Annotated in this window: 12 protein-coding genes; 9 read left to right on the forward strand and 3 right to left on the reverse strand. The window is 46.3% G+C overall.

Annotation, left to right across the window (positions count from 1 at the left end; translation table 11 throughout):
• Positions 1–173: 173 nt before the first annotated feature.
• Positions 174–920, forward strand: coding sequence for an SDR family NAD(P)-dependent oxidoreductase (locus GQY55_RS02210; protein WP_160037708.1), 747 nt, complete (start codon positions 174–176; stop codon positions 918–920).
• A 37-nt stretch (positions 921–957) separates the two neighbouring features.
• Here GQY55_RS02210 and GQY55_RS02215 read toward each other — a convergent pair whose 3' ends face one another.
• The 3 genes from GQY55_RS02215 to GQY55_RS02225 all read right to left on the reverse strand — a co-directional run bounded on the left by GQY55_RS02215 (position 958) and on the right by GQY55_RS02225 (position 4,024).
• On the reverse strand, positions 958–1,608 hold the full coding sequence (locus tag GQY55_RS02215; RefSeq protein WP_160037710.1) for a TetR/AcrR family transcriptional regulator: 651 nt from the start codon (positions 1,606–1,608) through the stop codon (positions 958–960).
• Positions 1,609–1,752: 144 nt separating this feature from the next.
• The gene (locus tag GQY55_RS02220; protein WP_160037712.1) at positions 1,753–3,003 is read right to left on the reverse strand and encodes a methyl-accepting chemotaxis protein; all 1,251 of its coding nucleotides are present in this window, start codon (positions 3,001–3,003) and stop codon (positions 1,753–1,755) included.
• Between the two features lie 190 nt (positions 3,004–3,193).
• Entirely contained in the window at positions 3,194–4,024 is an 831-nt protein-coding gene (locus GQY55_RS02225; protein ID WP_236575349.1) for a protein-glutamine gamma-glutamyltransferase, read from the reverse strand.
• Positions 4,025–4,235: 211 nt separating this feature from the next.
• Here GQY55_RS02225 and GQY55_RS02230 point away from each other — a divergent pair, with 211 nt between their 5' ends.
• The 8 genes from GQY55_RS02230 (at position 4,236) to GQY55_RS31165 (ending at position 11,626) form a co-directional block, all read left to right on the forward strand.
• Positions 4,236–5,156 (forward strand): radical SAM/SPASM domain-containing protein, encoded by a 921-nt coding sequence (locus GQY55_RS02230; RefSeq protein ID WP_160037714.1) that lies wholly within the window; start codon positions 4,236–4,238, stop codon positions 5,154–5,156.
• Positions 5,157–5,520: 364 nt separating this feature from the next.
• Positions 5,521–7,494, forward strand: a complete 1,974-nt coding sequence (locus GQY55_RS02235; RefSeq protein ID WP_373309114.1) for an acyltransferase family protein — start codon at positions 5,521–5,523, stop codon at positions 7,492–7,494.
• Between the two features lie 117 nt (positions 7,495–7,611).
• Positions 7,612–7,890, forward strand: a complete 279-nt coding sequence (locus GQY55_RS02240; RefSeq protein WP_160037716.1) for an ArsR/SmtB family transcription factor — start codon at positions 7,612–7,614, stop codon at positions 7,888–7,890.
• Positions 7,891–7,990: 100 nt separating this feature from the next.
• Positions 7,991–8,374, forward strand: a complete 384-nt coding sequence (locus GQY55_RS02245; RefSeq protein WP_160037717.1) for a VOC family protein — start codon at positions 7,991–7,993, stop codon at positions 8,372–8,374.
• A gap of 226 nt (positions 8,375–8,600) precedes the next feature.
• The gene (locus GQY55_RS31160; RefSeq protein WP_236575350.1) at positions 8,601–9,575 is read left to right on the forward strand and encodes a hypothetical protein; all 975 of its coding nucleotides are present in this window, start codon (positions 8,601–8,603) and stop codon (positions 9,573–9,575) included.
• 340 nt (positions 9,576–9,915) lie between these two features.
• Positions 9,916–10,419 carry an RNA polymerase sigma factor gene (locus GQY55_RS02260; RefSeq protein WP_160037718.1) on the forward strand — a complete coding sequence of 168 codons (504 nt, stop codon included), beginning with the start codon at positions 9,916–9,918 and terminating at the stop codon, positions 10,417–10,419.
• 2 nt (positions 10,420–10,421) lie between these two features.
• Positions 10,422–11,297, forward strand: coding sequence for a DUF3298 and DUF4163 domain-containing protein (locus GQY55_RS02265; protein ID WP_160037719.1), 876 nt, complete (start codon positions 10,422–10,424; stop codon positions 11,295–11,297).
• 167 nt (positions 11,298–11,464) lie between these two features.
• Positions 11,465–11,626 carry a hypothetical protein gene (locus GQY55_RS31165; RefSeq protein ID WP_236575351.1) on the forward strand — a complete coding sequence of 54 codons (162 nt, stop codon included), beginning with the start codon at positions 11,465–11,467 and terminating at the stop codon, positions 11,624–11,626.
• Positions 11,627–11,672: the final 46 nt, after the last annotated feature.

Below are 11,672 nucleotides of genomic sequence, written 5' to 3' on the forward strand. Positions count from 1 at the left end.
ATCTAGTCTTAACCATGCTCCTATATTTCAGATGACGATTTCAATGCTCCCTATTTCGATCCTTGTTAAATGACATAGTGTAAAATACTTCACAAATTAGACGAACGGGTGTATAATTTGATCGTAATCGATTACACAACATAACGAGGCATCATATAGAGAGGAAGATGGACATGGGACGTTTGGCAGGCAAAGTAGCGGTGATTACAGGAGCAGGCAACGGAATGGGCGCAGCCGAAGCGAAATTGTTTGCCCGGGAGGGCGCCAAAGTGGTCGCTACCGACATCAACGAAACGGCATTGAATGAAATTGTAAACGAAATCAAGAGCGGCGGCGGGGAAGTGCTCGGCTTCAAACATAACGTTGCTTCGGAAGAAGAATGGAAACACATCATCGAAGAAACCGTAAAACAATTCGGCAAAGTCGACGTGCTTGTCAACAACGCCGGCGTATCTTCCACGATGACCATCGCCAACCTGGAAATGGACAAGTGGAACAAAGTGATGGATATCAACCTGAACGGCTGCATGCTGGGCATGAAATACGCCATCCCTGAAATGAAAAAGAACGGCTCCGGCTCCGTCATCAACATTTCCTCGATCGGCGGCCTTGTCGGCATGGCCGGCTCCAGCGCATACACGGCGGCGAAAGGCGCTCTGCGTTCGATTTCGAAAGCCGCGGCCGTCGAATATGCGAAAGAGAGCATCCGGGTCAACTCGGTCCATCCGGGGATCATCGTGACGCCGATGACGGCAGGCACGTTCGGGGAGGCGGAGCCGTACTACAAAACGTTTACGCAGCTCCCTTACTTCGGCAACCCGGAAGACGTCGCTTACGGCGTGCTTTTCCTGGCATCGGACGAATCCCGTTTCATGACCGGGGCGGAGCTTGTCATTGACGGCGGTTGGACGGCCCTGTAAACGGCAGGCAGCGGCCCAAAAAAATAACCCTGACGGATTACGGTCCGTCGGGGTTATTTTTTATTTGATTCAATTTTTCAAAAGGGCGGACGCGGTAAGGGCCTAAAATGGAAAGATTCATTAACATTTCGGCCATTTCCTCTTCGCTGTAAGGCATTTGATTTTCGACCCACCATATAATGAGTTCCAGGAAAGCCGATTCGACATATTTGATGACGACCTCCCTGCGCGCAGACAAGTTGGAATCGTCCGGTTCGGTCATATTGATGCCCGCTGAAATAAAGTTGTGAAGAACGTCCAGCAGACCGGCAGTAAACGCCGCAATCCGGTTTTGGACAAGCAAAGCTTGGTACTGGCGAAAATTTTGGCTGACATGCTTGAACATCCGGATGAAAATCGGGTGGGGTTTGCCGCTGTGAAAATCGAATTGCATCGGATCCTCGGTCGAACTGCGGATCGATTCGCTTAACTCGGCGAGCAGATCGGCAATGCATTGGTTCGCGAGATCCTGTTTATCGTTATAATGCAGATAAAACGTTGCGCGTTTGACGGTCGCCCGGTCGGCAATATCCTGCACGGTGACTTGTTCATAATTATGTTCCTCCAGAAGGTCGAACAGCGCGTTTTTGAGCAGCCTTTGCGTCCGTATGACCCTCGGGTCGAGTCGTTGCGGTTGTACTGAAGCCATGCCTTCATTCCTCCAAAAATCCTGCTGAATAAAATGGACCCCATAAAGACGGCAAGTCCATTTTACGTTGTAATTCTATCCATCATATAACAGAAAGGAGAAGGATTCAATCGGGCAAAGGACTGAAGATAAGCGGCACTGGCGCTAAAACTTGAAAATCTGGATCGTTTTCTGCAGCTGGAACACGGCTTGTCTCATCGCTTCGGTTTCCTCCACGACAGCTTCGATGGATTTCATCTGTTCGTTCATCGAAGCGGACACCTGCTCGGTTCCCGCCGAAGATTGCTCGGTAATGGCCGAAATGTTCTGGATCGCGGCGGAAATTTTCTGCGCGCTTTCGAGCATGACATCGCTTTCCCTGGAGAATGCGTTGATCTGCTCGTTTATGTATTGGACGCTTTCCACGATGTTGGTAAAAATTTGCTCCGCTTCGCGGATCATTTCATTTTGCATCCGGACGACTTCCTCGTTCACTTGAATGTTCTCGATCGCTTCGCGGATGCCTTGCTCGATGCTTCTGACGAGCCCGAACACTTCCTGGGTCGATGACGTGGATTCCTCGGCAAGCTTGCGGACCTCATGCGCAACGACGGCAAAACCGCGTCCATGCTCGCCGGCTCTGGCGGCTTCGATCGATGCGTTCAAGGATAGCAGATTCGTTTGCTCGGCCAATTCGGAGATGGTTTTGGTGATTTTATGAATGCCGTACGCGTTTTTGGAAAGCGCGTCGATCGTTTTGGCGACGTTTTCGGTCGCTTCGATGTTTTTGCGCATGCCTTCCGCCTGCTTTTCGACCGACTGGCGTCCTTTTTCCACGAAGCCGAACGTCAGGTCGGACTGCTTTTTCATCTCTTTGGTGGATTTGGCGTAGTTGCCGACCTTCAATTCAATGTCCTGGATCGATTCGGTCATGCCGGCGACATCGGCCGATATTTCGTTTGCCCCGATCGCCAGCTCGTTGGAAGCCGATGCGACGGAGGCCATCACGTTTTTCAGCTCCTGGTTTTTGTCGGCGATGCCGCGGCTGGCATCGATGACCCGGCGGGTAATGCCGGATACTTCGTTCAAAATTTTCTTCAGCTTGTCGATCATGCTGTTGAACGAACGGCTGACATCCCCCATGGAGCCGGTTTCGTCGACGCGGTTCGTAAAGTCGCCTTTGGCGATCGCGGCCGTTACGTTGGCGATGTTTTCGAACGAGGAGGTGAGCGTTTTCTCCACATAACGGGCAAGGGGATATGTAAGCGCAGCCAAAACGACGACGAATACGACCCCGATGATCAGCTTGCCGATCAGAATGAAGATGACGAGCGCCGGCAGGGCGAACAGAGCGGCGACCATGTAGCACCCGGCAATAACCCGCTGGGAAAGCGGCAGATTTTTTAACCACGACATAGGAAAATAGACCCCCTTAGTATGTACTAATTCTACCATATTATAGCACCGACCCGGTTCTATGGTCTATAAATGTTTACAAAATGAGCCAAAACCGATGATTATTTTGACATAATTCGATATTTTCGCAGCGAAGAGAGCAAAAAAACAAAGCTGCCGCAAGCGCGCCAGCTTTTTCCGCCATTTTCGTTTATGCGATCCAATAACGCCGCCGCCCGATTCGCGAGACGATGCCGCTTTCCTGCATCCAGTTTTGCTCAAGCGCCTCGGGGTTTACTTCCGAGCCCCCTGCCTCGTATTGGGACAGGTAAAGAAAATCGGGGGAAATCACTTGGTCGGTCAGATAGGCGGACACGGTGCTTCCCGGTTTCCGGTGTCTGTTAAGCTTCGCGATGATGGCCTGGGATGAAGCGATCCCGATGCCATGGCCGTAATAAAGATCCTCTTCGAGTTTGACGGTGTTTTCGCCCTGCCATTCGATTTGCCGCGGATTGACGTCCGGGTTTTTGAAGTACAGCACGTCGCCCGGAAACGACTGGGATACTCCCTGTTTTTCGATAAGGCGCAGATCGCTGTCGTAATGCCAGTCGTACAGCAGCAGGTCCGCGAACATCCGATTAAAATCCCTTTCGTGAATACAATCCAGCAGTCCTTTATACAGGACGATCACGATGGCGGTCGCACATTCGAACCCGTACCGCGGACCGTTGACGAAAATGTCCCGGATGCCCTCGGCCGGCGTGACGTCGGGTCTTAGCTCAAACCCTCCTTGACGGTTCAGATTCCAATACCGCTCGTTGCAATGGGAGTGCTCAAAATCTTCGAACTGCACGCCGCTGCGCTTCAGCGCTTTGGCCGCTTCGACGATGGCCGTTCTGAGCCGCAGCTCAAACCGCAAATGACCAAGCGAAACGTAACGGAATACCGTAGGACTGCTGCGTTTCGCGTTTACGATTTTTTGCCATAACGGGGGCCAACTCCCGGTTTCCAGCACCGCTTCTTCGTTGCCGATTCGAATCACTGCCTTATCCCGCTCCTTTCGTTATCCTAAGTAGAGCATATGACGCATACAAGCCAGGAAATGTCAAATGAACGGATTTTTAGACGGAAAAACGCCGGATCTTCGGGTTCGTATTGCGATCCTACGGGTTCTCATATACACTTTTGGGAGAGTCATCGCATGGATTCTACGAAAATATCTGACATGGAAACAGAGGACTGGAGTAACCGAGATGAAGAAATTCAAAAAGTTTTACGTCGAGCTGACGAGCCGCTGCAATTTGGCCTGCACGTTTTGCCCGCCAACGCACCGAGCCACTCAATATATTACGCTTGAACAATTTCAGCATACGCTGGATGAAATCAAGCCGTATACGGATTATATTTATTTTCACGTCAAAGGGGAGCCGCTGCTTCATCCCCACATCGACCAGCTGCTCGATGCCGCCCACGAAAAAGGGTTCAAGGTGAACATCACGTCGAACGGAACGCTGCTGCATAAGGCGGGGCACAAGCTGATGAACAAACCGGCGCTGCGCCAGATCAACTTTTCGCTGCACAGCTTCGACGGGCATATCGGTTCCAAGGACAAAGACGCGTACATCGCCAAAGTGCTGAATTTCGTGAAGGAAGCGACGGCAAGCTCGAACCTGATCGTGTCGCTTCGATTGTGGAACCTGGATATGGACAACGCCACGAACCTGGAGAAGCAGCGCAACCGCGAAATGCTGGAATATATCGAAAACGAATTTGGCTTGGATTATAAAATCGAGGAAAAGGTCGAGCCGGGCAAAGGCGTCAAAATCGCCGACCGGATTTACATCAACATGGACCATGAATTCGAATGGCCGGATTTGAACGCGGAAGAGGATTTTGGCCCGGGATTCTGCCACGGATTGCGGAACCAGGCGGGCGTGCTCGCCGACGGCACCGTCATCCCGTGTTGTTTGGACGGGGAAGGGGTCATCAATCTGGGCAATATCTACAAAACGCCTTTTAAAGACATCATCGAAGGCGAACGCGCAACGAACATCGTCGACGGCTTTTCCCGCCGCGAAGTGGTGGAGGAGCTATGCCGGAAATGCGGGTACCGCAAGCGGTTTAACTATAAGGCGAATGGGTTTGCGGAGTCGGTGGAACGATCATCTTGCTGAAGCTAGTGCTGATCGTATATTCATGTTTTTGACTTTGGCCGTCTGTATATGTTCTTCAGCATGAAGTGACAAAGAAATGCCGCTCTGCCGATCGAGCCGTTTGATGGATCCATTGTATAAGTGATATCCATTCAATTTTTAAATAGAAGCACATTTTACCATGACCTGATTAACATAGTAAAATGTGCTTTTTCATATCAGATTTCTTGTGAATTGCTCGTATTATAAAAACGTTCAATTTCTTCGGAATAATTAGAAGTTTTAACTGCTGGTAACATAAACCTGAAAGTACTTAAAAACTTTTTGTATCCACTGATTCGTCCTACCTATATACAACAAATATTAGGGTAAGGACGGAATTACAATGAATAACAACACGAGGCTGTTTAGACAACAAAACTTTCAAAGAATGTCACCTCTTCAGGGGTCAAACGGTAAACGTTATATGCCGGGAATCGATGGCCTCAGAGCTTTGTCCGTGCTCGCCGTCATTGCGTACCATCTGAATTTGAAGTGGGCGCAGGGAGGGCTACTTGGCGTCGGGATCTTTTTTGTCATCTCGGGTTATCTCATTACAGACCAAATCGTGAGCGAATGGAAGAAGCACAATAGTCTGGACCTGATGAACTTCTGGATTCGCAGAGCCCGCAGACTGCTGCCGGCGATGATCGCCATGCTGATGTTTGTGGCAGTGTGTTTGCTCTTCGTAGATTCTTCCCGCCTAGAAGCATTGAAAGGCGATTTTCTATCATCTCTGTTGTACGTCAATAACTGGTATCTCATTTTTCATGAAGTGTCTTATTTTGAAAGCTTTGGGCCGGCTTCGCCGATCGGCCATCTATGGTCGCTATCTATTGAAGAACAATTTTATGTGGTTTGGCCGCTGTTGCTTGTGCTTGGACTCAAGATCACACGCCGTCGCAGAAAACTGGTCCTAATGATTTTGGGTTTGGCGGCTGTATCCGCTTTGGCCATGGCCATGATCTATGTACCTGGTACGGATCCAAGCAGGGTTTATTACGGAACGGATACCCGCGCATTCGCCCTTCTGATCGGCGCAGCGCTGGCCATCGTATGGCCAAGCCGAAAACTCCGTGAACATGTATCCCGAGTAGCCCGCGGCGTCCTGGATATTACCGGATTGCTTGGGATTGTCGTTCTTCTGATCCTGATGCATCGTATCAATGAATACGATGACTTCCTATACCACGGAGGGTTTGTAATCATATCCTTTATTGCTGCGGCGGTTATAGCCGTCCTGGCGCATCCCTCCAGCTTCGTAGGCAGAATCATGGGATGTAAGCCGCTGCGCTGGATCGGAATGCGATCTTACAGCCTGTATATCTGGCATTATCCCGTTATTATTCTAACGAACCCTGCCGTTAATACGGACGGTATCAGCGTGGGGCGGATCATACTGCAGCTCACATTCAGTCTTATCCTTTCGGCTTTATCCTTTAAATATATCGAAGTGCCCCTAAGACGTGGGAAATTCAGAGAAGTCCGGTCCAATGGGTTCCCGGTTCGCCGTCGCGGTTACCGTCACCGCCTCCGAATCCGTCCGGTTATTCTCGCGGCGGTATTGCTGGTTATTTTTATTCCACTGGCTTGCACTGCGAATTTGTCCAATTCCAAGACACCGTTAGAAACGGTTGAGGCTGGTGGAACGCAGCAGATTTTGAGGTCAAATGAAAGCGAAACTATGCAGCAGCAAAAGGAAAGTCAAAGCAAAGCGGAACATTCCGATCCATCAAAAGCCACCCGAGAGATGAATGGAGCCGAAAAAAAGGAGGAAACGTCCGTACCTTCTACATCAGACAACTTAAACCGGTCTGAAAACAAAGAGTCCATCACAACCAAGATTCAATCGGGGGAGGGGATCACAGCGATCGGGGATTCCGTTATATTGGACGCGAAGCCGTTTTTGAAGAAAATGCTACCTGGGATAATCGTGGACGGTAAGGTTGGACGCCAAATGTGGCAGGCCCAGGAAGTTGTTAATGAGCTGAAAGCCCGCGGTAAGCTGGGGGACCGTATCGTTATTGAGCTCGGTACCAACGGGGCTTTTAATACCAAGCAATTAAGAGAACTGCTCCAATCCCTTGGCGATGACAAGCAGATTATATTGGTCAACACTCGCGTTCCGAGAAACTGGCAGGATACCGTTAATGCAGCGATTGAAAAAGTCTCCAAGGATTTCAGTAACACGACGGTAGTAGACTGGTATTCCGCCAGTGAAGGAAAGAATGACTACTTCTACCGAGACGGCGTTCATTTAAAGCGGGATGGTGCAGAATATTACGCCTCAATTCTTGTCAATGCCATCAGCAAGCTATGATATGGGAATGTTGATTCGCATTCCCGATTAAAGAATTGGATTTTGCTTTTGCTCGACAAGCAACCGTAGAGTTACTTATGCTTGACAGGCAACCACAGGGTTGCATATACTTGATATATGCATTGGGATAAAGACGCTATATTCAAAGCTCTTGGCGACTCGACACGGCGGCTTATGTTAGACGAACTATCCGAGCGCAACGAGCTGACGTTGTATGAACTTACGGCACGTCTCATTATGAAACACGATCTTTCCATTTCGCGACAGGCGATTGCTAAACATCTTTCTGCATTGGAAGATGCAGGGCTCGTAAAATCAGAAAAAAAGGGAAAATATCGAGTGATTGTATTCAACAACGAACCACTTAAAAATTTGCTGAAAGGATGGGTAGAGTAGTTTTAATGTAAAAACTTCTGACGAAACATGGTTTGTTCTGATGGGAGCCGGATTGTTCGCAAAGCACCGATGTCGCAAATATCAAAGGAGGCAAAACAGCATGAAAATCGTCGTTACCAGTATATTCGTGCAAGATCAAGATAAGGCATTGGAGTTTTATTCGGAAAAGCTGGGGTTTGTAAAAAAGGAGGACGTTCCCGTTGGAGAATTTAGGTGGATAACACTTGTTGCTCCCGATGATCAAGACGGTACCGAGCTATTGCTCGAACCGAATGACCATCCTGCCGCCAAAGAGTATCAAGAGAAGATATTTGCCGATGGCATTCCAGCAACCATGTTTGGCGTTGCAGATATAAATCAAGAGTATAAACGATTATTGGAAAACGGCGTGAATTTTACTATGGAGCCGACAAAAATGGGCGAACTCACAATAGCTGTCTTCGACGATACATGCGGCAACCTTATTCAGATTTTACAGAAGTAACTTCACGACGGGTATCTTAGTACTAAACGATTTTATTGGCAAGTTTTAAGTGCGGTGAAGTGTTTTTATCAAACATTAAAAAAATTTATGATAACCCTGTCCTGATTTTAGGATGGGGTTATACAATTTATAAATTTATTTTACATACCCAGAACAAACTTTTTAGAGGAACTCATACGTCTTACTTATGTAAGAGACAAACAAGGATTAATCGGAGGTTTGAAAGATGAAAAAACAGTTTACAAAAAAAATTCCTTATTTAGCGCTGGCGGGTTTTATTTGTGCGGTTGGAATCGGGGCGCCACAAATTTCATCAGCAAAACAGGCAAACGCAGCATCAAAAGTGGTGAATCAACAATCCCAAAAAGCTCAGCCAAAAATAGAAATCGGTCAAAAACTTAGGGTGCCCGAACTTAATCTGAAGGAAAATACGTATGTACTTGATTACAAACCGGCCGATATCAACGGCGATTCCGTTAAAGACCAAGTGATTTTGGTCGGGACAAAAGAAAAAATTGATGGGAAGCTGGATGCGTATGCAAGTAATTTATCCGTCATTGTGCAAGATGGAAAAACCAAAAAATACGTAAAATATGATTGGGTGAACAAAGGTACGGACGGTAAATTGTACGGAGAACTGGGAAGAGAACCGAATTTGATTATCGGTGACTACACAGGTAACAAAGTAAACGATATTATCGTCACTGCCCCTCAAGGAGGAAATGGCGGATTCGTGGACCATCTGATCTTAACTTGGGAAAGAAATACGCTTAAAGATGTTTTGGCAAAAGATGTTGTGGCGGACAACCAAGAACTATACACGAATTCTCAGGCAAACTTCCGTTTAAAACTGCCTGCTTCATGGAAGGGACATTACAAGGCAAGCCAATATGCAGGCGCAAGCACAAATAAAATCATGCCGTCGGCTAAGCATGTAGTGCAGTTCGATTATACGACAAAAGATGGAAAAGATACTGAAATGCTGTTGATGATCTCCGTATTTTCCAAAAATGATTGGAATCGCCTCTCCAGTGAACAAGGCCCGCCTGTAGGAAGCGTAATTACTGAAGCTAACGGAATGGTTTATGTGTATACAACTCCGCAGTCCAATCCGTTTGATCCACAGTCGAATGACGGCAAGCTTTTTGATCAACTCTATGGTGATTTGAACATTAAAAATTCTTTCGAACTGCTAAAATAGGTTTTTGCAGAATCTAGTTATCCGGTTGTTTAATACTTATATATAGAAAAGATATGAATAAGGATCTATATAGATATAAAACGAAAAATGGAGATAATTGGAATGGAATAAAAAACTCGATTTCCTTAAGATAAGGAACATCGAGTTTTTTTCTTTCGGAACTCTTAGTCGTTTTAAATCTTTATAACACCGGGAGAGCCTAACTTTACGAACTAGGAAATGAACTTGAAATATTTACATCTCATACTCATGAAATGAAAACAAACTTTTTTAGATATCATCCACGTCTTATTTGTATAGCAAGGAAATGATATGCGCATATCAAAGGGAGAGTCTTTAAATGAATAAAAAGTTTGAAAAGTTATTCATTCATTTTATTACGGAAAATAAAGAAAATATGTATCGCCTAGCCTTCAGTTATGTAAAAAATGATGAAAATGCACTCGATATTGTTCAGGATACGATTCATAAAGCTCTGACATCATCAGAGACCTTAAAATCCGAAGGTTCGATGAAAAGCTGGTTATACAAGATATTGGTGAATACATCGATCGATTTCCTAAGAAAACATAAGCGGATTCAATTTGTAGATGACAAGACATTGGAATTACACAGCCCAACGGGTGAAGATGTCTACCCTGACATGGATTTGGAGAAAGCTTTGGAGGAATTGCCCCATGCCTTTCGTACGGTGATTGTCCTTAGATATTTTGAAGATTTAAAAATCGACGAAATTGCGGAAGTCATGAATGAAAACCTCAGTACTGTCAAAACACGATTGTATCAAGGGCTCCGCAAACTCCGAATTAAAATGAGCGATGAAATTTTTGAGGAGGTAAAATAGGAATGAACGAACAACTGGAACAGTTAAAAAGCAAATATAAAAGTACACCAATCCCTGATGAATTGGACTTCGTTGTGAAGAGAGCCATTAAACAAAGCAAAAAAAGAAGTGGCGGTTGGGTGAAGAGTCTCGTCGGTGTCGGGGCAGCGGCAATGATATTCGTAACAGGGATTAATGCCAGCCCGACCTTCGCAAAGGCCTTATCAGATGTGCCATATGTTGGTTCACTCGTCAAGGTGCTGACGTTCACGGAATTTAAAGTGGATGAGGAAACTGCGAAAGCCGATATCAAAGTACCTGCCATCACGAATATGGAAAATAAAACGTTAGAAGCCGCTCTAAATAACAAATACCTGGAAGAGAGCAAAAAGCTGTACAGCGATTTTACGACTGAAATGAAGGAATTAAAGAAAAATGGCGGAGGTCATACAGGCGTGGATAGCGGCTATGAAGTCAAAACCGACAATGATCAGATTCTTGCCATAGGCAGATATGTTGTAAATACGGTTGGTTCATCCTCGACAACATTTAAATACGATACGATCGACAAAAAAAATCAAATTTTAATTACCTTGCCAAGCTTATTTAAAGACGACAGCTACATCAAACTGATCAGTGAAAATATTAAAGAGCAAATGAGACAGCAGATGAAGACGGACCCAGACAAGACATATTGGACGACAGATATAGATGGGAAGAGTGAGTTGGACATTGACCCTATCAAAAAAGATCAAAGCTTTTATATAAACAATGAAGGTAAACTTGTCATTTCCTTTGATAAATACGAAGTCGCTCCAGGGTACATGGGCGTAGTTGAATTTATCATACCGACCCATGTGATTGCCGATGCATTAGTAAGTAATGCGTATATAAAATAAAAATTCAGAAATATAAGGATGCAGCCTGGAAGTGCTGCATCCTTTTTGTATTTCCCCAGTTCTGGCAATGGCGTTCGGAATCGGGATCGACAACTAATGTCTCCTAAGCAACAACTATCCTCTACTCAGTCTTCATTGAATTAGCTTATTTGCTTGTTCTCCAAACCGTGACGGATATCCGGTTTGCCAGAAATAGTGCAGCCGGTCTTGCGATTGGCGTGCTATCAGGCGCGAGCGGCATGTCTGAATTGCAGGATGCCGATTTTGTGATCCCCACGGTTGCCGACATCGTTCAGGCAGACGGACGATTCATCTGGCAAAATGACTAGCGGAAAGTGAAAGTACAGTTGGAACGTATGTACGAGCAGGAGTTTG

The organism is Paenibacillus sp. USDA918EY, assembly GCF_009870825.1.
Lineage (GTDB): Bacteria > Bacillota > Bacilli > Paenibacillales > Paenibacillaceae > Paenibacillus_AQ > Paenibacillus_AQ albilobatus.